Source organism: Pseudoxanthomonas sp. Soil82 (genome assembly GCF_040446535.1).
Taxonomy (GTDB): domain Bacteria; phylum Pseudomonadota; class Gammaproteobacteria; order Xanthomonadales; family Xanthomonadaceae; genus Pseudoxanthomonas; species Pseudoxanthomonas kaohsiungensis.
This window is the reverse complement of sequence record NZ_JBEAAK010000005.1, coordinates 351161-374006: the sequence shown is the minus strand read 5'-3', so window position 1 is coordinate 374006 and position 22846 is coordinate 351161. Positions and strand designations below refer to the sequence as shown.

At 70.7% G+C, this 22846-nt stretch carries 16 protein-coding genes; 12 read left to right on the top strand and 4 right to left on the bottom strand.

What is annotated here, in order from left to right; genetic code table 11:
- Nucleotides 1–149: 149 nt before the first annotated feature.
- Complete coding sequence (locus tag ABKA19_RS15430) at nt 150–419, top strand: hypothetical protein (protein WP_353689648.1); 270 nt, start codon at nt 150–152, stop codon at nt 417–419.
- 168 nt (nt 420–587) lie between these two features.
- Here ABKA19_RS15430 and ABKA19_RS15425 read toward each other — a convergent pair whose 3' ends face one another.
- Nucleotides 588–2885: a nitric-oxide reductase large subunit gene (locus tag ABKA19_RS15425; RefSeq protein ID WP_353689647.1), complete on the bottom strand. Its 2298-nt coding sequence runs from the start codon at nt 2883–2885 to the stop codon at nt 588–590.
- A 261-nt stretch (nt 2886–3146) separates the two neighbouring features.
- On the opposite strand from ABKA19_RS15425, the gene ABKA19_RS15420 reads away from it, so the two are divergent.
- Nucleotides 3147–3542 carry a hypothetical protein gene (locus ABKA19_RS15420; protein ID WP_353689646.1) on the top strand — a complete coding sequence of 132 codons (396 nt, stop codon included), beginning with the start codon at nt 3147–3149 and terminating at the stop codon, nt 3540–3542.
- 146 nt (nt 3543–3688) lie between these two features.
- Here the strand turns inward: ABKA19_RS15420 and ABKA19_RS15415 are convergent, their stop codons facing one another.
- Both ABKA19_RS15415 and hemN read right to left on the bottom strand, forming a co-directional pair.
- Nucleotides 3689–4468: a helix-turn-helix domain-containing protein gene (locus tag ABKA19_RS15415; protein ID WP_374319999.1), complete on the bottom strand. Its 780-nt coding sequence runs from the start codon at nt 4466–4468 to the stop codon at nt 3689–3691.
- A 19-nt stretch (nt 4469–4487) separates the two neighbouring features.
- Entirely contained in the window at nt 4488–5888 is a 1401-nt protein-coding gene (hemN, locus tag ABKA19_RS15410; protein WP_353689645.1) for an oxygen-independent coproporphyrinogen III oxidase, read from the bottom strand.
- A 174-nt stretch (nt 5889–6062) separates the two neighbouring features.
- On the opposite strand from hemN, the gene ABKA19_RS15405 reads away from it, so the two are divergent.
- From ABKA19_RS15405 to cobA, 8 genes are all read left to right on the top strand, one after another.
- A complete protein-coding gene (locus ABKA19_RS15405; RefSeq protein WP_162377910.1) occupies nt 6063–6635 on the top strand; it encodes an ANTAR domain-containing response regulator in 573 nt (190 codons plus the stop codon).
- Between the two features lie 24 nt (nt 6636–6659).
- Nucleotides 6660–7733 carry a CmpA/NrtA family ABC transporter substrate-binding protein gene (locus tag ABKA19_RS15400; RefSeq protein ID WP_353689644.1) on the top strand — a complete coding sequence of 358 codons (1074 nt, stop codon included), beginning with the start codon at nt 6660–6662 and terminating at the stop codon, nt 7731–7733.
- Nucleotides 7734–8365: 632 nt separating this feature from the next.
- Entirely contained in the window at nt 8366–9535 is a 1170-nt protein-coding gene (locus ABKA19_RS15395) for a nitrate/nitrite transporter (protein ID WP_353689688.1), read from the top strand.
- Nucleotides 9536–9538: 3 nt separating this feature from the next.
- Complete coding sequence (locus tag ABKA19_RS15390) at nt 9539–10027, top strand: GNAT family N-acetyltransferase (RefSeq protein WP_353689643.1); 489 nt, start codon at nt 9539–9541, stop codon at nt 10025–10027.
- Entirely contained in the window at nt 10024–12495 is a 2472-nt protein-coding gene (gene nirB / locus ABKA19_RS15385; protein WP_353689642.1) for a nitrite reductase large subunit NirB, read from the top strand. Before ABKA19_RS15390 ends, nirB begins: the two co-directional genes overlap by 4 nt.
- 1 nt (nt 12496) lies before the next feature.
- Complete coding sequence (gene nirD / locus ABKA19_RS15380; protein WP_353689641.1) at nt 12497–12874, top strand: nitrite reductase small subunit NirD; 378 nt, start codon at nt 12497–12499, stop codon at nt 12872–12874.
- On the top strand, nt 12874–15639 hold the full coding sequence (locus ABKA19_RS15375) for a nitrate reductase (RefSeq protein WP_353689640.1): 2766 nt from the start codon (nt 12874–12876) through the stop codon (nt 15637–15639). Before nirD ends, ABKA19_RS15375 begins: the two co-directional genes overlap by 1 nt.
- An 80-nt stretch (nt 15640–15719) precedes the next feature.
- Complete coding sequence (gene cobA, locus ABKA19_RS15370; protein ID WP_353689687.1) at nt 15720–16475, top strand: uroporphyrinogen-III C-methyltransferase; 756 nt, start codon at nt 15720–15722, stop codon at nt 16473–16475.
- Between the two features lie 111 nt (nt 16476–16586).
- Here cobA and ABKA19_RS15365 read toward each other — a convergent pair whose 3' ends face one another.
- Nucleotides 16587–18674 (bottom strand): phytase, encoded by a 2088-nt coding sequence (locus ABKA19_RS15365; RefSeq protein WP_353689639.1) that lies wholly within the window; start codon nt 18672–18674, stop codon nt 16587–16589.
- A gap of 224 nt (nt 18675–18898) precedes the next feature.
- On the opposite strand from ABKA19_RS15365, the gene ABKA19_RS15360 reads away from it, so the two are divergent.
- A complete protein-coding gene (locus tag ABKA19_RS15360; protein ID WP_353689638.1) occupies nt 18899–21433 on the top strand; it encodes a TonB-dependent receptor in 2535 nt (844 codons plus the stop codon).
- A 70-nt stretch (nt 21434–21503) separates the two neighbouring features.
- Nucleotides 21504–22808 (top strand): histidine-type phosphatase, encoded by a 1305-nt coding sequence (locus ABKA19_RS15355; RefSeq protein WP_353689637.1) that lies wholly within the window; start codon nt 21504–21506, stop codon nt 22806–22808.
- The last annotated feature ends 38 nt before the right edge of the window (nt 22809–22846 follow it).

Below are 22846 nucleotides of genomic sequence, written 5' to 3'. Positions count from 1 at the left end.
TGGATCGAGTGTGCGTGCGCGCGCCGGTACGCGCCTTGACACCGGTCAAGGCTGCTCCGGCCACCACTGCCTACAGTCGACGGCATCGTCCATCACCGCCATCGGCGCCCATGCGCCACCCACCCACCACCCACCACCGGAGCCGCCGCATGACCAGCCTGCCCGACACCTTGTCCGACCCGACCGCGCGGCTCTCGCGCCTGGCCATGATCAACACCGCGTTGCGGCGGCTCGACCCCGATGCGCAGGTCGCGCTGGAAGCGGCGAGCGGGCGGATGAAGGTGCTTACCGTGCTGCCCGAGGCCGAGGTGGTGCGGATCCTGCGCGAACTGGGCGAGCCGGCCACGCTGTCCACCGCCGCGGATGACGCGGGCGCGGACGCGTGCTGCGGTTGCGGCTGCCGCAGCGGGCAAGGCTAGTCGAGCTCGCGCGGCGGAGCCGGCGGCGCAGCACCGCCGGCTCGCCGCCCGATGCTGCGCTCTACCGGCGCCACGCCGGACACCGGATTCAATCCATCGGAAGTTGGCCTGCAACGCATCGGGGCCGCACGTAGGCGGCCCCGATGGATGTAGCCGTTGCTGCGTGGATCAGTACTTGGCCGTGATCGCGGCAGCAGCCACCGCGGTCGCCGAAGGCACCGGCGCTTCGCGCTTCGGCGCGACCCACAGGCGGAACACGAACCAGGCCAGGGCGACCGCGCCGACGCTGAACAGCGTGTCGGCCGGCACCCGCATCCACACCAGCAGGTCGACGATCGGCTGCTGCATGAACTCGGCCGAGCGCGCGTACCAGTAGCCGTGCTTGATCGCGGCGTTGAGCTGCAGGATGCCCAGCGGCAACAGGGTGAAGGCGGACATGCCGGCCAGGCCGATGTTGAGCGCCCAGAACGAAGTGCCCAGCAGCTTGTCGCTCCACTTCAGGTCCGGCTTGAGGCCGCGCAGGCAGAACAGCATCAGGCCGATGCCGAGCATGCCGTACACGCCGAACAGCGCGGTGTGGCCGTGGTTGGCGGTCAGGTTCAGGCCCTGCATGTAGTACAGCGGCAGCGGCGGGTTGATCAGGAAGCCGAACAGGCCGGCGCCCACCAGGTTCCAGAACGACACCGCCAGGAAGAACATGATCGGCCACTTGTACCTGGCCATCCACGGCGTGGCCTTGCCCAGCCTGTAATTGTGGTAGGCCTCGAAGCCGACGTAGGCCAGCGGCACCACTTCCAGCGCCGAGAAACTCGCGCCCAGGGCGATCACCGCCGTCGGCGTGCCGGTGAAGTACAGGTGGTGCAGGGTGCCCAGCACGCCGCCGGCCATGAACACGATGGTGGCGAACAGCACGGCGATGGTCGCGGTGCGGGTCTGCAGCAGGCCCAGGCGGGTGAACAGGAAGGCGATCACGGCCACCGCGAACACCTCGAAGAAGCCCTCGACCCACAGGTGCACGACCCACCAGCGCCAGTACTCGACCATCGACAGGTGGGTGTGCTCGCCCCACATAAGCCCGGCCGCGTAGAAGATGCCGATCGCGACCACCGACAGGAACAGCAGGCTGACGATCGAGCGCGACTCGGTGCCCGTGCGCATCGCCGGCCACAGCGCGCGGCCCACCAGGGTCAGCCAAAGCAGCAGGCCGATGAACAGGAACCACTGCCAGAAGCGGCCCAGGTCGACGTACTCCCAGCCCTGGTGGCCGAACCAGAAGTTCTTGTCCAGGCCCAGCTTCTGCATGACCGCCAGCCACTGCCCGGCGAACGAGCCGACCACGATCACGATCAGGCAGGTCCACAGCACGTTGACGCCCAGGCGCTGGAACTTCGGCTCATGCCCGGAGATCGCCGGGCCGATGTACAGGCCCATGCCCAGCCACGCGGTCGCGATCCACAGCACCGCCAGCTGCGTGTGCCAGGTGCGGGTGAGCGCGTAGGGCAGGATCTCGGACAGGGCGAAGCCGTACGCCTCCTGGCCTTCGACCTGGTAGTGCGCGGTGGTCGCGCCCAGAAGGATCTGCACCAGGAACAGCGCGATCACCACCCAGAAATACTTGGCGGTGGCGCGCATCGACGGGGTGACCTTGATCGAGGCCAGCGGGTCGCTCTTGGGCAGGACCGGCGACATCTCCTCGCCATGGTTGGCCGCATAGTGCCAGCCGAGCAGGCCGATGCCGGCGACCAGGAACAGCACGCTGAACACCGTCCACATGAACAGGTTCGACGGCGGCGTGTTGCCGACCAGCTCGTCGTGCGGCCAGTTGGCGGTGTAGGTGATGTCCGAACCCGGGCGCTCGGTCACCGAGGACCAGGCCGCCCAGAAGTAGAAGCCGCCCAGCTGGCGACGGTGCTCGGCGTCGGGCACCGTGTCGTTGCGCATGGCGTACGCCTCGCGCAGCCCGGCGGTGGCCGGGTCGGTGCCGAACAGGTCGACGTAGTGCGCGGCGACGGTGCGGATCGCGGCGGCGCGGTCGGCGTCGATGGTGATCGTGCCGGTGGCCGCGTCGTAGGTATTCGGCCGCAGCAGGTCCTGCACGCGCCGTGCGTAGGCGGCCTGGGTGGGCGCGTCCAGCTTCTTGTAGCTGTCCACGCCGTGTTCGCGCTGCGCCCACCGGTCGAGGATCGCCTCGGCCTCGCGGTGCAGCCAGTCCGCGCCCCAGTCCGGGGCGACGTAGCCACCGTGGCCCCAGATCGAGCCCAGCTGCTGGCCGCCGATCGACTGCCACACCTGGCGGCCGGTCTCGATGTCCTGGCGGGTGTAGACCACGCTGCCGTCGGTGCTGACCACCCGTTCGGGCATCGGTGGCGCCTGGCGGTGGATCTCGCTGCCGACCCACAGCAGGGCGGCGAACGAGGCGATGAGCAGGACCGCCAGGCCTGCCCAAAGCTTGCGGGTGGAATTCATGGCGCGGTTCTCTCCTGCGGGGAATGGCCGCATGTTCGGCGCGCACCGCGGCCGGCTCCATGACGCAGGTCAAGCCGGGGCCGATGGCGCGCCGCGCCGATGTCGGCCGCCGGAGCGGGTGCCGGGGCCTGCCGACGAGCTCGCCGGCATCCGCGACACCTTCCTGCTCAGGCCTTACCCGGGTGCGTGCGCGCTGGTGATGCTCGCCGCCCCGCACAAGGGCAGCCCGACCGCGTCCAGCCTGGCCGGCCGCCTGCGCGGGTGCTGGTCGGCCGGTGCGCTCCGGAGATCCAGGCGCTCAAGCGGCTGGCGCGCGACCATCCGCACGCGGTCCGCCCGGAAGTGGCCGAAAGCTACCGGTTCGCACGGCTCAACAGCATTTCCACCCTGCAGGCGATGCAGCCGGTGCGGCGCGCGGGCGAATCGCTGCTGCCGGTGGCCGGCGTCCGTTACCACACCATCGCCGGCGACCTGCACGGCCAGGGCGGCGATGGCGTGGTGCCGCTGGCCAGCGCATGGCTGCCGGGCGCCGACTCGACCCGGGTGGTCGACCGCGGCCACACGCTCTACAGCGACCCGGAAGTGATCGCGCACGTCCTGGGCATCCTGCACGAGGAACGCCTGCGGCCGTGCGATGCGGCCGCGACGCCACCATGAGCGGGGCCGGAGGCCAGGCGCGAACCAGTCGCCTCGAACCAGCCGCCATGCGTCCGACTGTCCGTCCCCACGTAGAGCGGGGCTTGCCCCGCTGCCCTTGCTGCATCCTGCAGCGTGCTGCGAAGAGCAGCGGGGCAAGCCCCGCTCTACGAACGCAACACCGCCAGGGCCAGGGCTTCCAGCCGCGGCAGGTCGACGATCTCGACGTCGCGCTGCTTGATGTGCAACAGGCCGTCCTGCTCGAAGCGGCGCAGCACGCGGCTCACCGTCTCCGGCGCCTGGCGCAGGTAGTTGGCGATGTCGGTGCGCGACATGGTCAGCTGGAAGCGGCGCGGCGAGAAGCCGCGCGCGGCCAGCCGCCGCGACAGCCCGATCAGGAACGCGGCCATGCGCTCGTCGGCGCTGTTGTCGCGGGCGAACAGCGAGGCCACGCCGATGTCATGGCTCATCAGCCGGAACAGGTGCTGCTGCAGGTTCGGCAGGCGCTGGGCCAGGGTCGCGATCCGCGGGAACGAGAACCGGCACAGCATCACCGTGTCCAGGGCGATGGCGTTGCACGGGTAGCGGTCGCCGTGGATCGCGTTGAGGCCGATGACTTCGCCCGGGAGATGGAAGCCGAGCACCTGCTCGTGGCCGTTGCGGTCGACCTGGTAGGTCTTGACCGTGCCGGCGCGCACCGCGGCGATGGCGGTAAACGGGTCGCCCTCGCGGAACACGTGCTCGCCGGCATGCAGCGGACCGACGTGCTCGACCAGCACGTGCAGGTCCATCAGCGCGCTCTTGTCCATGCCCTCGGACAGGCACGCCTGGGAGAATGCGCAGGTGGTGCAGAAGGTGAGGGCGTCGCCGTCGTCGGCCAGGACCGAGGGGCTGGTCCGCGGGAATACCGTTCGCGCGGGCGGGCCCGGCGGGCGCGATGGGCTCACGCAGTGGCTCCCGGCGCACTCAGACGGTGCGGGAGTAACGGGGCGTGGCCGCGTCGGCGGTGGTGGCGAGGTAGCGGTCGAAGCACATGGCGATGATACGCAGCAGCAGCCGTCCGCGCGAGGTCGCGCGCAGGCCCCCCTCATCGAGCTCCACCAGCCCGTCGTCGCGCAGTGCCGGCAGCTGCGCCAGCGCGTCGGCGAAGTACTCGCGGAAGTCGATCATGTGGCGCTGGCCCAGCGCGTCGTAGTCCAGTGCGCCGTGGCACATCAACGCCTGTATCACGTCGGCGCGGATGACGTCGTCCTCGTCCAGCGCCATGCCGCGCCAGACCGGCAGGCGCCCGGCGTCGATGGCCTGCTCCCAGCCGGCGATGTCGCGGGGGTTCTGGCTGAAGCTGGCGCCGATATGGCTGATCGCGCTCACGCCCAGCCCGACCAGGTCGCTCTCGGCGTGCGTGGTGTAGCCCATGAAGTTGCGGTGCAGCCCGCCCTCGCGCTGCGCGCGCGCCAGTTCGTCGTCGGGCAGGGCGAAATGGTCCATGCCGATGTACTGGTAGCCGGCCTGGCCGAGCCGCTCGATCGCCAGGCGCAGCAGGTCGAGCTTGGCTTCCGGGCTGGGGAGCTCCGCTGCGTCGATGCGCTGCTGCGGGCGGAACAGGTTCGGCAGGTGCGCATAGCCGTAGATGGCCAGCCGGTGCGGGCGCGCCTCCAGGGTGATGTCCAGCGTGCGCGAGAAGCCATCGAGCGTCTGCTTCGGCAGGCCGTAGATCAGGTCGACGTTCACCGAGCGGAAACCGTGGGCGCGGCAGGCCTCGATGATGCCCAGGGTCTGCTCCACGCCCTGCACGCGGTTGACCGCCTGCTGCACCGCCGGGTCGAAGTCCTGCACGCCGAGGCTGGCGCGGTTGAAGCCGGCCTGCGCCAGCTGTCCGACCTCGGCGGGCGTGATGAAGCGCGGATCCAGTTCGATCGAGCAGTCCATGCGCTCGCCGGCGGCGAAGCGGAAGTGGTGGCGGAGCACGTCCAGCACCTCGGCGATCTGCTCCGGGGAGAGGAAGTTGGGCGTGCCGCCGCCGAAATGGACCTGCTCCACGTCGCGGTCGCGGTCGAACATCGCCGCGGCCATCGCGATCTCGCGGTACAGGCGGGTGAGGTAGGCCGCGCCGCGCGCGCTGTCGCGGGTGATGATGCGGTTGCAGCCGCAGTAGAAGCACGGGCTGGTGCAGAACGGGATGTGCAGGTACAGCGAGATCGGCCGCGGGATCGGGTCGCCGTTGGTGGCCGCGGCCATCCGGCGCAGGTCCACCTCGCCGAAGCCGGCGCCGAACTGCGGCGCGGTCGGATAGGAGGTGTAGCGTGGCCCGGGCTTGTCGTGGCGCCGCAGCAGGTCCGGGTCGAACAGGGGGGGCAGGCTGGCCATGCGGACAGGCTAGGGGCGCGCCGCCCGGCTGTCCTTGATGCAGGTCAATCCGGCCCGGGGTGGTGCCGCGGCCCGTGGCCGCGGAAGGCTCCGGGCCCGGGCGGGGCTCGCCGCCGGTTAATGTTGCATGGCAACATCGAACCCGCCCCCCCTCTGCCCGGCCCGCCCGCGCCCATGCTCCGCGTCCTGCTGGTCAACGATACGGACAAGCCCATCGCCGACCTGGCGCAGGCGCTGCGCGCGGCCGGTTACGAGGTGCTGCCGCACGTGGCGGTCGCCGCCCGGCTGCTCAAGGCGGTGCAGGAGCAGCAGCCGGACGTGGTGATCCTGGACGTGGAATCGCCCTCGCGCGACACGCTCGAGCAGCTGGCGATGCTGCACCGGCACGCGCCGCGGCCGGTGGTGATGTTCTCGGCCGACGGCGACGACGCGCTGATCCGCGACGCGGTCGGCGCCGGCGTGGCCGCCTACGTGGTCGACGGCCTGTCCCCGGCGCGGCTGGCGCCGGTGCTGAGCGTGGCGCTGGCACGGTTCGAGCAGCAGGCACACGTGCGCCAGCGGCTCGACGCGCTGGAACGCACCCTGGAGGACCGCAAGGACATCGACCGCGCCAAGGCGCTGTTGATGGAACGGCGCGGGATGGGCGAGGCCGAGGCCTACGCCGCCCTGCGCCAGCAGGCGATGAACCAGGGCCTGAAGCTGGCCGACGTGGCGCGCCGGATCGTGGCCATGGCCGACCTGTTGTAAGCCTGCGATGAGAAGGAACCGAGCATGACGACCCGCGCCGCCAACGATCCCCGCACGCTCGAGATCGGCTTCATGCCGTTGCTCGACGCAGCGCCGCTGGTGGCCGCGGTGCACCTGGGACTGGACCGCCGGCATGGGCTGGCGCTGCGCCTGCACCGGCAATCGTCCTGGGCCACGCTGCGCGACCGCCTGCTGTCGGGCGAGCTGGACGCGGCCCACGCGATGGCCGCGCTGGTGCTGGCGGTGCAGACCGGCATCGGCGGGCCCCAGGCCGACCTGGCCGTGCTGGCGGGCTTGAACCGCAACGGCCAGGCGATCGCGCTGTCGCCGCCGCTGGCCGACGCGCTGGCCGGCGCCGCCAGCGGCGGGCCGCCGTTGGCGCAGGCGCTGCGCTCGCTGCCGCGGCGGCCGGTGTTCGCGCAGACCTTCCCGACCGGCACGCACGCGCTGTGGCTCTACCACTGGCTGGCGGCGCAGGGAGTGGACCCGATGCGCGACATCGAGGCGGTCACGCTGCCGCCGCCGCAGATGCCGCAGGCGCTGGCCGACGGCGACCTGGACGGCTTCTGTGCCGGCGAACCCTGGGGCGAGCAGGCCGAGGCCACCGGTGCCGGGCGCCGCGTGCTGCGCAGCGGCCAGCTGTGGCCGGGACATCCGGAAAAGGTGCTGGCCTGCCGCCGCGACTTCGCCGCCCTGCAGCCGGAACTGGCGACGGCGCTGACCGCGGTGGTGCTCGATGCCTGCCGCTGGCTCGACGCCGGCGCGGACCATCGCCGCCAGGCGGCGCGGTGGCTGTCGGTGCCCGAGGCGATCGGCCTGCCGGTGGCAAGGCTGGAAGCCTGCATGGTCCCGGATGGCAGCCTGCCGCCGCACCAGGCGCTGCAGTTCCATGCCGATGGCCAGGCCAACTACCCGTGGCGGGCGGACGGGGAATGGTTCCTGGGCCAGTTTCGCCGCTTGGGCTGGCTGCCGCCTGCCGGCGATGGTGATGCGTGGCTCGACGACGTCTACCGCCTCGACACCTGGCGCGCCGCCGCGCGCGAGCTGGGCGTGCCCGTGCCGGCACGCGACGCCCGCGCGGTGTTCCCGCCCCCGTAGAGCGGGGCTCGCCCCGCTGCGTGTTGCCAATGCGGCGCCAGCCGGCGTGGCCAGCCGGGCGAGCCCGGCTCTACGACGGCATCCCTCGCCCCGCTGCTTTCTGCCAATGCCGCGCCAGCGGACGTGGCCAGCCGGGCAGGCCCGGTTTCACGACGGCCCCCGTAGAGCGGGGCTCGCCCCGCTGCTTCTTGCCGATGCGGCACCACCACGGTGACCTGCCCGCATGAGCCGCGTTGGTGCGTATTGCACGATCGCGGTGCTCCACGCACCGGCAGGGTGCAACGTGGATGCGGTCCGCCGGTGCGCGTGGCGATCGGCGGGGCGTGCCGGCGCACGCCAAGTCCATGAAAACAATCCGGTTCCGTGGCTGATGCTGCGCTGCGCCAGAAACTGGCACGGCCATTGCGTTGCAACAAAGCGCAGGTGCAACGGCGCGCCTGCCCACAACCCGATCACGTAGCCAGGCCAACGACGGCCGCGGCCACGCAGACAACGGCGTCTTCCCGGTGCGAACCGGGAGGCGCCGTTTTTGTTTTCCCGCTCACCCGTCCCACCCCCGCTCCAGCGAGCGGCCAATCCGGAGATGGCCTGGCATGAACCGATCCTTCTGGAAAGCCGGACACGCACCGACCCTGCTGTCGGCGTTCCTCTACTTCGATGTCAGCTTCATGGTCTGGTACCTGCTGGGCCCGCTGCAGGTGCAGATCGCGCAGGCACTCGCGCTGGACACCCAGCAGCGCGCGCTGATGGTCGCCGTGCCGATCCTGTGCGGGGCGGTGCTGCGCCTGTTCCTCGGCCTGCTGGCCGACCGCATCGGCGCCAAGCGTACCGGCGTGATCGCCCAGGTCGTGGTGATCGTCGCGCTGGTCGCCGCCTGGCGGTTGGGCGTGCACAGCTTCGGCCAGGTGCTGCTGCTGGGCGCGATGCTGGGCGTGGCCGGGGCGTCGTTCGCGGTGGCCCTGCCGCTGGCCTCGCGCTGGTATCCGCCGGAGCACCAGGGCACGGCGATGGGGATCGCGGGCGCGGGCAATTCCGGCACCGTGTTCGCCGCGCTGTTCGCGCCGGTGCTGGCGACCGCGTTCGGCTTCCAGAACGTGTTCGGCCTGGCCGCGCTCCCGCTGCTGGTGGTGCTGGCGATCTTCGCCGCCTGCGCCAAGGACGCGCCGGTGCCGGTGGCGCGCAAGAGCCTGGGCGATTACGGGCGGGTGCTGCTCGGCAACCGTGACTCGTGGTGGTTCATGTTCTTCTACGCGATCACCTTCGGCGGTTTCGCCGGCTTCGCCAGCGCGCTGCCGGGCTACTTCCACGACCAGTTCGGCTTCGCGCCGAAGATCGCCGGCTGGGCCACCGCGGCGTGCGTGCTGGCCGGCTCGCTGATGCGCCCGCTGGGCGGGGTGATCGCCGACCGCATCGGCGGCACCCGCTCGTTGCAGATGGTCTATGTCGCGGTGACCGTCCTGGTGTCGACTGCGGCGCTGGGCATCGGCGGCGCGCAGGCGACGGTGGCGCTGTTCGTGCTGACCCTGCTGTGCCTGGGCGCCGGCAATGGTGCGGTGTTCCAGCTGGTGCCGCAGCGCTTCGGCGCCGAGATCGGGCTGATGACGGGGCTGATCGGCATGGCCGGCGGCGTCGGCGGCTTCCTGCTCGCGGCCGGCCTGGGCGTGGTCAAGCAGCATGCCGGTTCGTATGCGCCGGGACTGTGGGCCTTCGCCGCCATCGCCCTGGCCGCCTCGCTGTGCCTGGTCGGGGTCAAGCAGCGCTGGCGCCTACACTGGGCCGCCGCCGGCGCGGCGCGGCTCTGAGCGATGGACCTGCAGATCCGCATCGACCCGCTGACCGGGCCGGAGGTCGCCGCGCTGCTGCGCGAGCACCTGGACGAGATGCAGCGGATCTCGCCGCCGGAGAGCGTGCACGCGCTGGACCTGGCCAAGCTGCGCCAGGCCGACATCACCTTCTGGAGTGCGTGGTCGGACGGCGGGCTGGTCGGCTGCGCGGCGCTGCGCGAACTGGACGGCTGGCACGGCGAGGTCAAGTCAATGCGCACCACCGCCGCCCATCGCGGTCGCGGGGTGGGCGCGGCGCTGATGCGACGGATCTTCGAGCAGGCCGAACAGCGCGGCTACCGCCGGCTGAGCCTGGAGACCGGCTCGCAGCCCGAGTTCGCGCCGGCGCGCGCGCTGTACCGGCGCTTCGGCTTCGCGCCATGCGGGCCGTTCGGCGGCTATGCCGAGGATCCGTGCAGCACCTTCATGACGCGCACCCTCGCCGGTGCGCACAACCGGGACGAACGATGAAGAAGCCAAGACTGGTGGTGGTGGGCAACGGCATGGCCGGCATCCGCACCCTCGAGGAGCTGCTCAAGCTGCAGCCGGACATGTACGAGATCACCGTGTTCGGCGCCGAGCCGCACCCCAACTACAACCGGATCCTGCTCTCGCCGGTGCTGGCGGGCGAACAGACCTTCGACGAGATCGTGCTCAACCCGCTGTCCTGGTACGCCGACAACGGCATCACCCTGCACCTGGGCAAGGAAGTCACCAGGATCGACCGCGTGCGCCGCCGGGTGGTCGCCGCCGACGGAACCGAGGCCGAGTACGACCGGCTGCTGCTGGCCACCGGCTCGGTGCCGTTCATCCTGCCGGTCCCGGGCAAGGACCTGGAAGGCGTCATCGGCTACCGCGACATCCACGATACGCAGACGATGATCGACACCGCCAGGCAGAAGAAGCATGCGGTGGTGATCGGCGGCGGGCTGCTCGGCCTGGAGGCCGCCAACGGCCTGAAGCTGCGCGGCATGGAGGTGACCGTCGTGCACCTGGCCGGCTGGCTGCTGGAGCGCCAGCTCGACCCGGTCGCCGGCGCGTTGCTGGAAAAGTCGCTGGCCGAGCGCGGCCTGGCGTTCCGGCTCAACACCGCCACCACCGAGATCGTCGGCGACGCCGATGGCCGGGTGGCGGCGGTGCGCTTCTCCGACGGCGAGGAGATCCCGGCCGACCTGGTGGTGATGGCCGCCGGCATCCGCCCGAACACCGCCCTGGCCCAGGCCGCCGGCATCCACTGCAACCGCGGCATCGTGGTCAACGACACGCTGCAGACCTACGACCCGCGCGTGTACGCGGTCGGCGAGTGCGCCAGCCACCGCGGCATCGCCTACGGGCTGGTGGCGCCGCTGTTCGAGCAGGCCAAGATCTGCGCCAACCACCTGGCGACCTACGGCATCGGCATCTACAAGGGCTCGGTGTCCTCGACCAAGCTCAAGGTCACCGGCATCGACCTGTTCTCCGCCGGCGACTTCATGGGGGGCGAGGGCACCGAGGAGATCGTGCTCTCCGACCCGGCCGGCGGGCTGTACAAGAAGCTGGTGATCCGCGACGACAGGCTGGTCGGCGCCTGCCTGTACGGCGACACCGGCGACGGCGCCTGGTACTTCCGCCAGATCAAGGACGGCAGCGCGATCGGCGAGCGCCGCGACACCCTGGCCTTCGGCGAGACCGCGCTGGGCGACGCCGGGACCGCCGGCCAGGACCGCGCCGCGAGCATGGCCGATGGCGACGAGGTCTGCGGCTGCAATGGCGTCTGCAAGGGCACGATCGTCAAGGCGGTGCGCGAGCAGGGGCTGTTCACCGTCGACGAGGTCAAGAAGCACACCAAGGCGGCCAGTTCCTGTGGATCGTGCACCGGCCTGGTCGAGCAGATCCTGATGAACTGCCTGGGTTCCAACTTCCAGGAGACGCCCAAGACCAAGGCGGTGTGCGCCTGCACCGCGCTGACCCATGGCGAGGTCCGCCAGGCGGTCCGCGAGCACCACCTGGTCAGCCACCCCCAGGCGTACGCATTCATGGAGTGGCGCACGCCCAACGGCTGCGCCACCTGCCGGCCTGCGATCAATTACTACATGCTCTCGACCTGGCCGCGCGAGGCGGTGGACGATCCGCAAAGCCGCTTCATCAACGAGCGCGCCCACGCCAACATCCAGAAGGACGGCACGTTCTCGGTGATCCCGCAGATGAAGGGCGGGGTGACCAATGCGAGCGAACTGCGCCGGATCGCCGACGTAGCCGACAAGTACGCGGTGCCGATGGTCAAGGTCACCGGCGGCCAGCGCATCGACCTGCTCGGGGTGAGGAAGGAGGACCTGGTCTCGGTCTGGAAGGACCTGGGCATGAACTCCGGCCATGCCTACGGCAAGTCGATCCGCACGGTGAAGACCTGCGTGGGCAGCGAGTTCTGCCGCTTCGGCACCCAGAACAGCACGCAGATGGGCATCGACCTGGAGACGATGCTGGCCAACATGTGGAGCCCGCACAAGGTCAAGCTGGCCGTGTCCGGCTGCCCGCGCAACTGCGCCGAGTCGGGGATCAAGGACGTGGGCATCATCGCCGTGGACTCGGGCTGGGAAATCCACGTCGGCGGCAACGGCGGGATCAAGACCGAGGTCGCCCGCTTCCTGTGCAAGGTCAGGACCGCCGAGGAGGTGAAGGAACACACCGGCGCCTTCCTGCAGCTGTACCGCGAGGAGGCCTACTACCTCGACCGCACCGTGCACTACCTCGAGCGCGTGGGCCTGGACTACGTGAAGCAGAAGGTGGTCGAGGACGCCGCCAGCCGCCGCGCACTGTTCGAACGCCTGCTCTACGCACTGGAAGGCCTGCCCGATCCGTGGGCGGCGCGCATCGCCGGGACCCAGGCGCGCGAGTACGCGCCGCTGACGCTCGAATCGCCAAAGACCGGCCGGCGGATCGCCGTGGCCCTGGAGGAATGACATGGACGCAACCGTCGAGGACTGGGTCCGCGTGTGCGCGGTCGAGGACATCCCGCTGCTGGGCTCGCGGGTGCTGAAGCGCGAGGGCGGCGACGACATCGCCCTGTTCCGGCCGGCGGCGGCGCGGGTGTTCGCGCTCGCCGACCGCTGCCCGCACAAGGGCGGGCCGCTGTCGCAGGGAATCGTCTCCGGCGACACCGTGACCTGCCCGCTACACGGCTGGAACATCCAGCTCGACAGCGGCCAGGCCTGCGCGCCGGACGTGGGCTGCGCGCGCCGGTACCCGGTGCAGGTGCGCGACGGGTACGTGTGGCTTTCGCCCGGGCCGGTCGACGACGTGGCTGCACCGCCGGCCACGGTGGCGGAGGCGGTTGCCTGATGGATGGCGCCGGCGCCCCGCTGCAGCCCGGCGAGCGCCGGACCACGCGCTCGACCTGCTGCTACTGCGGCGTCGGTTGCGGCGTGCTCATCCACAGCGAGCGCACCGCCGGCGGCGAGCGCATCACGGGCGTGGAGGGCGATCCGCAGCATCCCGCCAACTTTGGCCGGCTGTGCAGCAAGGGGCTGGCCCTGGCCGACAGCGCCCGCCGCCTGGATGGCCGGGTGCTGGCGCCGGAGGTGCGCGGCCAGCGCCACGAGCCGCGTCGCGCGGTCGACTGGGCGCTGGCCCTGGACACCGTCGCCGAGCGGCTGGCCCGGATCGTGGAGCGGCATGGTCCGGACGCGGTGGCGTTCTACATCTCCGGCCAGCTGCTGACCGAGGACTACTACGTCTTCAACAAGCTGGCCAAGGGCCTGATCGGCACCAACAACATCGACACCAACTCGCGCCTGTGCATGTCCAGCGCGGTAACCGGCTACAAGCTGGCGCTCGGCGCCGACGGCCCGCCGACGTGCTACGAGGACCTCGAGCTGGCGAAGACGGTGCTGTTCGCCGGCAGCAATGCCGCTTACGCGCACCCGGTGCTGTTCCGGCGGCTCGAGGATGCGAAGGCGCGCGATCCCGGGGTGCGCTGGATCGTGGTCGATCCGCGCCGCACCGACACCGCCGCGATGGCGGACCTGCACCTGGCGATCCAGCCCGGCACCGACGTGGCCCTGTTCAACGGCATGCTCCACCACCTGGTGTGGGAAGGCCTGCTCGACCAGGCGTTCATCGACGCGCACACCAGCGGCTTCCCCGCGCTGAAGGCCCTGCTGCGCGAGTACACCCCGCGCATGGCCGCCGAGATCTGCGGCATCCCGGCGCAGGACCTGGTCACCGCCGCCGAGTGGTTCGGCCGCAGCCCGGCGGCGCTGTCGCTGTACTGCATGGGCCTGAACCAGTCCGCGCACGGTACCGACAAGAACCTCGCCCTGATCCAGCTGCACCTGGCCACGCGCCAGATCGGCCGCCCCGGCGCCGGTCCGTTCTCGCTCACCGGCCAGCCCAACGCGATGGGCGGGCGCGAGGTCGGCGGGATGGCGACGATGCTGGCCGCGCACCGCGAGATCGCCGACGAGGACCATCGCGCCGAGGTCGAGGCGCTGTGGAAGCTGGCGCCGGGCAGCCTGTCGGGCAAGCCGGGGCTGGCCGCGGTGGAGCTGTTCGAGGCGGTGCGCGCCGGCAAGGTCAAGGCGGTGTGGATCGCCTGCACCAACCCGGTCCATTCGATGCCCGACATCGGCCAGGTGCGAGAGGCGCTGCAGCGCGCCGAGTACGTGGTCGTGCAGGAGGCGTTCGCCGACACCGATACGGTGCCCTATGCCGACGCGTTGCTGCCGGCCAGCACCTGGGGCGAGAAGGAAGGCACCGTCACCAATTCCGAGCGCCGCATCTCGCGGGTGCGAGCGGCCGTGCCGGCCCCGGGCCAGGCCAGGGCGGACTGGTGGATCGTGCGCGAGGTCGCGCGCCGGGTCGAGGCGCGGCTGGGGGCTCCGGGCGCGCAGCCGCTGTTCCTGGCCGACGCGCCGGCGGCGATCTTCGAGGAGCATCGCGCGCTGACCGTCGGCCGCGACCTCGACATCGGCGGACTGGACTACGCGAAGCTGGAACAGGACGGCCCGCAGCAGTGGCCGTTTCCGGCCGGGCGATCCCGCGGGCAGGCCCGCCGCTACGCCGACGGCGTGTTCGCCACGGCCGACGGCCGCGCACGTTTCCACGCCACCGCCTACCAGCCGGTGGCCGAGCCAACCTCGGCGCGCTATCCGCTGCGCCTGCTCACCGGCCGCCTGCGCGACCAGTGGCACGGCATGTCGCGCACCGGCCGGGTGCCGCAGCTGTTCGCGCACAGTCCCGAGCCCGGCCTGCGCATGCATCCGGACGATGCCGCCCGTCGCGGCCTGAAAGCCGGCGAGCTCGTGCGCATCGCCAGCAAGCGTGGCGCGCTGGTGCTGCCGCTGGAGCTGTCCGACGAGGTCGGCTCCGGCACCGTGTTCGCGGCCATGCACTGGAGCGGGCAGCACCTGTCCAGTGGCGGCATCAACGAGGTCAGCCAGCCGGCGTTCGACGCGCGCTCGCGCCAGCCCGAGCTCAAGCACGCGGCGGTGCGGGTGGAGAAGGCTGCGTTCGGCTGGCACCTGCTGGCCGCGCGCCGTGGCGACGCGCTGGCTTTGCGCGCGGCGGTGCAGCCGCTGTTGAGGGATTGCGGTTACGCCAGCCTGACACTGCAGGCCGGGCCGGGCGCGGACGATGGCGTCGCCTGGCTGGTGATGCGCGCCGCGACCGAACAGGCGATGCCGGCGGAGTGGCTGGCGGCGCTGGATGCGGCATTGGCGCTGGGCGCGGGCCCCGACACCCTCGAGTACCGCGATGCGCGCCGCGGACTGCTCAAGCGCGTCGCCTGGCGCGTCGAGGCCGGCGCGAACTTCGTCGACGGCCTGCTGTGGACCGACGCGCAGCCGGGCGGCGAATCGCTGCTGCGCACGGCGGTGGGCGGGGGCGCCTGGCGGGGCCCGCGCCTGGCCGCGTTCGCCGCCGTCGCCGAAGTCGCGCGCGACCCGGTGGTGTGCGCCTGCCGCCAGGTCACCGAATCGGCGATCCGCGCCGAGGTGCGTGCCGGCGCCGACGTGCCCGCGCTGAAGCAGCGCCTGGGCTGCGGCACGGTCTGCGGCTCCTGCCTACCCCAACTGACCCGTCTCGCCCGCGAGGTCGCCAGCGCATGAATCCTCCTTCCTCCCCGGAGCCCGCGATGCCATCCACCACGTCACCCCTTCCTTCCGGGCCGCGCCGCATTCGGGCCGAAGTGGTGCTGCTGTCGGCCGGTCCCGGCGACCTGGAGCTGCTCACGCTCAAGGCGGTGCGCGCGCTGGCACAGGCCGAGGTGCTGCTGCTGGACGAACTGGTCAACCCGGACATCGTCGGATTGGCGCCGCAGGCACGCGTGGTGCGCGTGGGCAAGCGCGGCGGTTGCCGCTCCACGCCGCAGTCGTTCATCTGCCGGCTGATGCGCCGCTACGCGCTGCAGGGACTGCGCGTGGTCCGGGTGAAGGGCGGCGATGCGCTGATGTTCGGCCGCGCCGGCGAGGAGATCGCGTTCCTGCGCGAAGCCGGCGTGCCGGTGCGCATCGTCAACGGGATCAGCGCCGCGTTCGCCGCCGCCGCTTCGCTGGGCGTGTCGCTGACCCACCGCGAGCACTGCCACGGCATCACCTTCGTCACCGCGCATACCGCCGACCACGGCGAGCCGGACTGGGAGGCGCTGGCGCGCGGCGGCACCACCCTGGCGATCTACATGGGCATAGGCCGGATCGGCTCGATCGCCGCTTCGTTGCTGCGGCACCTGCCGGCCGATACGCCGGTGGCCGTGGTCCAGGCCGCCAGCCAGCCGGGTGAGCGTCGCCAGGTGCTGGCGTTGCGCGCGCTGGCGCGGTCGTCGCTTTCGTTGGAGGTGGGGCAGCCGGGCGTGATCCTGGTCGGGCCGGCATTGGCCGAGGCCGTCGATGGTTCGGCGATGGACCAGGATGCGGGCGATGGCCGGCAACGCTGCGCGGCGCAGTAGCGTGGCGAGCCACGTGGATGATTCCATGCCGGGCGCCGGCGATCGCGACGGCGTCGCGATGCGGCAAACCGGATCGGGCGCGTGGCCTGCACCACGCGCCCGCCGGCCCGGTCAGCGCATCTCCAGGCCCAGCGCCTTGGCGATGTCTTCCCAGGAAACGTATTTGTAGTTCTGGTTCTCCACCGGCATGACGTTGCGCCCGTCCTGGGCGACCATCGCGCCGTGCTCGAAGCCCGGGCCCAGGTTGCGGCTGGTGATCTCCAGTCCGTCGGTTTCGGAGATGCCGTCGATGCCGCGCGCCGGATCGGCGACCACTGCGAACGAGCCCAGGTATTCCTGCTTGCCCTCGCGCCGGTACACCGCATAGGTGTCGTTGCCCTGGCTGGAGAACACCAGGTAGCCGCGACCATCGCCCAGGTCGTACATGCCGATGCCTTCCAGGTCGTCCTTCATCGCCGGGTTGTCGGCGACGCGCGCCACGGCGACCTTGGTGTCGCCGGCGACCGGATCGGCCGACAGGCGCCACAACGCCACGTCCTCCTCGTTGACGTAGAGCGTGCCGCTGGCGTCGTCGACCACGCAGCCTTCGGTCTGCGAATCGAAGGCCAGGTCGCGCACGTGCTCGGCGCGGACCTTGCCGTCGGCGGTGGGCACGAGCCGCCACTGGCGCATGGCGGTGTCGTCGCCGTTGATGAACACGTAGGTATCGCCGCTGCCGGCCGCGCGATACATGCACAGGCCGTAGGGATCGCCCAGGCCGGTCGGCTGCACGCCGTCGGCGACATTGACCAGCTGGCGCTTGTCGGTGTCCAGCACGTAGATGGCGATGCTCTTGTCGGTGCGGTTGCTGGCGGTAACCAGCACCACCGGACGGCCGCCCAGGTCGAAGCCCTCGCGCAGGTCGACGTTGTTCATCTTGCCGTCGGGCAGGAACTGCACCACCTGGCCCTGCATGTCGTACACGTACAGCCCGGCCTTCTTGTCGGTGGCGATGACCAGGCTGCGCGCCGGATCGGTCGGGTGCGCCCAGATCGCCGGATCGTCGGCCGCGTCGCCGTAGCTACCGGCCGGCACGGTCTCCACGCGCGCGGTCACCGCGGCCACCTTTGGCGGCGCAGCGGCCGGTGCGGGCTTGCCCGGATCCAGGCCCAGCGCCTTGCCGATCGCGGCCAGCGAAACCAGCTTGGTGTTCGCGCCATCTTCGTCGTTGACCAGCAGCACGCCGGCTGGGAAATCGGTGCCCAGCGGGCGGCTGTCGGCGAACAGCAGGCCCGGTTCCTTCACCGCTTCGGCGCCTTCGCCCGGTGCCGAGACCTGGAAACTGCCCAGGTAGGCGCCGTCCTTCGCGCGGTCGTAGATGTTGATGCGGCCGGCGGTGGCATCGGAAGCGAACAGCCACTGGCGGCCTTCGCCGCCGTCATGCACGGCCAGGCCGCCCACTTCCTCTTCGATGTGGCCCAGTCGCGGCGCGTCGATCAGCGTGGCCGAGACATCGGCTTCCGGATCGGCATTGAAGCGCCAGATGCCGACCGTCTCTTCGGAAGCGAACACGTGGCCGTTGTTGTCGACCACGCACTGCTTGAGCGGGGAGGGCAGGCTGATGCGGCGTACCGGCCGGGCATCGAGCTTGCCGTCGCCGGCGTCGAAGATCACCTGCTGGTCCACCTCGCCGCCGTCGCCGACGATGAACGCATGCAGCGAGCCGTCCAGGCGGTGCTGGTACAGGCAGATGCCTTCGCCGGCGAAGCCCAGCGGCAACGGCCGCGCGCCGACTTCGACCAGGCCTTCGCCGGTCTTCTGGAACAGCCGCAGGAAATTGCCGGTGGTATCCACCGCGGCCACGACATCGGCCACGCGGCCGCCGCCCAGGCGCACGCCGCTGGCGATATCCAGCGCGGCGACTTCGCCGGCCGGCGTGGTCGCCACGCGCTTGCCGTCCACGCCATAGGTTTCAAGGCCGCCCAGTGCGGCGGTGGCGATCAGCTGCGCGCGCGCCGGATCGGCGGCGTCGCGCACCAGAATGGCCGCATTGGTCTGGCCGCTGGCGGTCGGCTCGGTCTGGCCGGTTGCCGGAACGAGGGTTGCGGCGGCGGCCTTGTCCGCGCCTGCATCCCCCTCCTGCGACCGGCAGCCGGCCACGATGACAGGAAGCGCGAGCGCGGCCGCGATGCCGAAGGCAAGGGCGTGCTTGGATTTCATGAGGTTTCCTCCCCGGAAGCGCCGTGTCGGGCGTGCGGCCACCTTACATGGCGATTTCCGCCGTTTGCAAGAGAAATTCCAAAACAGTTGCAAAATGGAATTTTTGTTCGTAATGTGGTCCCGCAGCCTCCGGTCCGGCGGTACTGCACGGGCTCGCGGCCGTTGTCCTTGGGAGGGACTAGACGATGCGGAAGATCCGACGGAATGCCCTGGCGGCATTCATCTTGAGCAACCTTGCGGTGATGGCGGGCCAGGTCTCGGCCCAGGATCCAGGCGGTACGGCGGACGGCAAGGCCGATGTCACCCAGCTGGACACCGTGCAGGTGACCGGCCGGCGTGCGGCGGACCGCGCGGCGATCGACGACAAGCGATTCGCAGATGCACAGGTGGACGCGATCCGGTCCGACGACGTCGGCCGCTTGCCCGACCAGAACGTGGCGGAGGCCGTGCGCCGCCTGCCCGGCGTGACCACGCAGAACGACCAGGGCGAGGGCCGCTACCTCACCGTACGCGGCGTTTCGCCGGACCTGTTGAACGTGTCCCTGAACGGCCAGACGGCGCCCGCGCCGGAACCGGACGGGCGGCAGGTGAAACTGGACGACATCCCGTCGGCGCTGATCGGCGCGGTCACCGTGTCCAAGACGCTTACCGCGGACATGGACGCCAACGCGATCGCCGGCGCGGTGAACATCGAGACGCTCAGCGCGTTCGACCGCGAAGGCAGTTTCGGCAACCTGCGCGGGGCCTACGGCCACAACGACCTGAACAACTCCAACCCGTACGAGTTCGATGGCTCGTTCGGCGGCCGCTTCGGCGCGGACGACCAGTTCGGCGCGGTCGTTGCGCTGAACTACTCCGATCGCAAGATCGGAACGCAGAACGTGCAGAACACCGGCGACTGGATCGAGGTCGACGGGGAGATCGTCCCCGAGGGCCTGGACATGCGCCAGTACAACACGCACCGCCAGCGCAGCGGCGCGGTCGCCAACCTCGACTGGCGGCCCAACGAGGACACCAGCCTGTTCCTGCGCCTGATGTACTCCAAGTACGAGGACTCGGAGACCCGCGACCGGTTCTCCGTGGAATTCGACGAGGACGGGATCGTCCCGCTGAATGCGGACGCCGGAACCTTCACCGACGCCGAGGGCGTGCGCGCGCTGCGTACCCGCCAGGAGGACACCAGCACGTTCACGTCCTCCATCGGCGGCAAGTTCGAGTTCGACGACGACAGCGAGCTGCGCACGGAGCTGACCTACTCGCGCGCCGACAAGCGCGACCCGCACCGGGACGAATGGGGCTTCAAGCAGGACGGCATCAGCGGCGAGTACAACCTGGTGCCCGATCCGTACCTGGTCGTGCCGTGGGGCGAGGAGCCCTACGACGCGTCGCTGTACGAACCGGACTTCTACGAGCCCGAGTCGCGCCGCGCCGTGGAGGACCTGTACCAGGCGCGCGTGGACTACATGATGCCGATCCAGATCGGCGATGGCTCCGACCTGCAGTTCGGCGCCAAGTACATCGACCGCCGCAAGACCAACAACCAGGACGGCGAAGCCTGGGAATACGACGACGGCGACCTGGTGCTGTCCGACGTCGCCGGCAGGCCGATCGGAAGCATCTGGAACGGGCGCTACCGCTTCGGGCCGACGATCTACGGCCCGGCCGCCAATGCCTATTTCAACGCCAACACCGGCGAGTTCGAGGAGGACGAGGCGGGTACGCTGTCGACCTCGCTGGCCGGCGACTACCGCATCACCGAGAAGATCACCTCCGCCTACGTCATGGGCCGGCTGCGCTTCGGCGATTTCACCTGGATCCCGGGCGTGCGCATGGAGCACACCAAGGGCGACTACGCCGCCTACGCCTTCGACCTGGACGACGCCGCGCTGGACGACCCGTTCAACAGCTTCGGATCGCGCAGCTACACCGACTTCTTCCCGGGCCTGAACGTACGCTTCGACGCCAGCGAGAACTTCGTGGTGCGCGCCGCGGCGACCCGGGCGATCGGCCGGCCAAACTACGAATCGCTCGCGCCGTTCGTGCAGATCGAGGATGCCAACAGTTCCGAGCCGCAGGTCACGATGGGCAACCCCGATCTGGACCCGCTGTACTCGAACAACTTCGACCTGTCCGTGGAGTACTACGTCGGCAACATGGGCCTGCTGTCGGCGGCCGTGTTCTACAAGGACATCGAGAACCCCATCTTCGAGTCCACCAGTCCAGGGCAGGACGGCACCTTCGGCGGCATGGACCTGGTCAATGCCGAGGTCGGCACCTGGACCAACGCCGACTCGGCCAAGCTGAAGGGCCTGGAACTCAACGCCCAGTACGAGCTGAGCTTCCTGCCCGCGCCGTTCGATGGCTTCAGCGTGGGCGGCAACATCACGTTCTCCGACTCGGAGGCCTCAGGGTTGCCCGGCCGCGACGACACCCTGCCGCTGATCGACCAGTCCGACCGCGTCGCCTCGGCGCAGATCACCTACGAGAAGTACGGGTTCTCCGCGCGCGTGGCCTACACCTACCGCTCCGAGCAGCTGATGGAAGTGGGCGGCGATCCGGAAGAGGACATCTACCTGGACCGCCTGGACCAGTGGGATGCGCGCGTGGCCTACACCTTCGGCGAGGACCTGACCGTGTTCGTCGAGGGCAGCAACCTCAATGACGCGGCCATGCGAACCTACATGGGCTACCGCGACCGGCTGGGCGAGAAGGAGATCTACGGCGCCACCATCCGCCTGGGCCTGCAGTACAAGTTCTGACGCTCCCCGCGTGCTGACGTGCTTGTGGCGGCCCTGCGGGGCCGCCAGTTTTGTCCGGAGTACGGAAACCATGAGAAACACGCCGTTGTTCCGCGGCCTGCTGGCCGCATCCGTCGCCCTGGCGATCGCCGGCTGCACCGACCGCGGCGCGAACTCGCCGCAGGCCGAAACTGCCGCAGCGTCTTCCGTCGAGGCGTCCGCCGCGCAGGAACCCCCCAAGCTCGAGCGCGTGGTCATGCTCATGCGCCACGGCGTGCGGCCGCCGACCAAGCCCAAGGTGGCGCCCGACGGCGTCGCCGACCAGCCCTGGCCGGCGTGGCCGGTCGGGTATGGCGAGCTCACCGGACACGGCTTCGATGCCGTGGAACGACTGGGCGCCTGGGACATCGCGCAATGGCGCCAGCGCGGTTTGCTGGCGGCCAGTGGTTGTCCGGCGCCGGGCGATGTCGAAGTGGCCGCCAGCTCCAAGTCGCGCACGCAGGACACCGCACGCGCGCTGGTGGCCGGCATGTGGCCCGGGTGCGCGGTGGATATCGCCTTCCCGGCCAGCCCCGGGGCCGACGTGGAATTCCATCCGCTCGATGCCGGGGTCATGCCGATCGATCCGGACGAAGCCTTTCGTGCGATGCAGGCAATGGCGCCGCCGGGCGGCATGGAAGCGGAGCTGCGCGCACGCGCACCGCTGTTCGCGCTGCTGAACCAGGCGCTGGGATGTCAGGCCGGCCAGGCCTGCGACATCTCGCGGATGACGCCGGGCATCGTGCGCAACGCGGACGACCGTCCCGACGTCGGCGATCCGTTCGGGCTGGCCTCCACGATCAGCCAGACCTTCCTGCTCGAGTACCTGGAGGGCAAGCCGATGGAGGAGGTGGCCTGGGGCCGGCTCACTCCCGAGCAGATCGGGCAGCTGCTGGAATTCCATTCGCTCAAGTTCCGCTACGAAGGGCGCACGCCGTATGTCGCCGCGCGCGCGGCCTCGCCGCTGGCCACGCGCATGCTGGCGGCGATGGAGGACGGGCCGAGGCTGACCGTGCTGGTCGGCCACGACACCAACATCGCCGACCTGGGCGGCTTCCTGGACCTGCACTGGACCGTGCCGGGCTATCCGCGCGACGACCCGCCACCGGGCGGCGCGCTCGGCTTCGAGGTGCTGTCCGACGCGAAGGGCCAGCAGTTCGTGCGCGCGTTCTACCGCTCGCAGACCATGCCGCAGGTGCGCGAACTGCAGACGCTGGATGCATCCAATCCGGCCGCGCTGGAATACCTGCCGATCCCCGGCTGCGCCGAGCCCTGCAGCCTGGATCGCTTCGGCCAGATGGTCCGCGCCAAGCTGGTCGCGCCGCTGCCTGCCGCTGCGGCCGCTACCACGCACTGACTGCCAGCGCGGCTGCAAAGAAAGACCCGGCATCGCCG

What these genes read in the sequence shown, in the direction of transcription:
- ABKA19_RS15430 (WP_353689648.1), top strand. Translation starts at nt 150, where the DNA reads ATGACCAGCCTGCCCGACACCTTGTCCGACCCGACCGCGCGGCTCTCG.
- ABKA19_RS15425 (WP_353689647.1), bottom strand. Translation starts at nt 2,885, where the DNA reads ATGAATTCCACCCGCAAGCTTTGGGCAGGCCTGGCGGTCCTGCTCATC.
- hemN (WP_353689645.1), bottom strand. Translation starts at nt 5,888, where the DNA reads ATGGCCAGCCTGCCCCCCCTGTTCGACCCGGACCTGCTGCGGCGCCAC.
- ABKA19_RS15405 (WP_162377910.1), top strand. Translation starts at nt 6,063, where the DNA reads ATGCTCCGCGTCCTGCTGGTCAACGATACGGACAAGCCCATCGCCGAC.
- ABKA19_RS15400 (WP_353689644.1), top strand. Translation starts at nt 6,660, where the DNA reads ATGACGACCCGCGCCGCCAACGATCCCCGCACGCTCGAGATCGGCTTC.
- ABKA19_RS15390 (WP_353689643.1), top strand. Translation starts at nt 9,539, where the DNA reads ATGGACCTGCAGATCCGCATCGACCCGCTGACCGGGCCGGAGGTCGCC.
- nirB (WP_353689642.1), top strand. Translation starts at nt 10,024, where the DNA reads ATGAAGAAGCCAAGACTGGTGGTGGTGGGCAACGGCATGGCCGGCATC.
- nirD (WP_353689641.1), top strand. Translation starts at nt 12,497, where the DNA reads ATGGACGCAACCGTCGAGGACTGGGTCCGCGTGTGCGCGGTCGAGGAC.
- ABKA19_RS15375 (WP_353689640.1), top strand. Translation starts at nt 12,874, where the DNA reads ATGGATGGCGCCGGCGCCCCGCTGCAGCCCGGCGAGCGCCGGACCACG.
- ABKA19_RS15365 (WP_353689639.1), bottom strand. Translation starts at nt 18,674, where the DNA reads ATGAAATCCAAGCACGCCCTTGCCTTCGGCATCGCGGCCGCGCTCGCG.
- ABKA19_RS15355 (WP_353689637.1), top strand. Translation starts at nt 21,504, where the DNA reads ATGAGAAACACGCCGTTGTTCCGCGGCCTGCTGGCCGCATCCGTCGCC.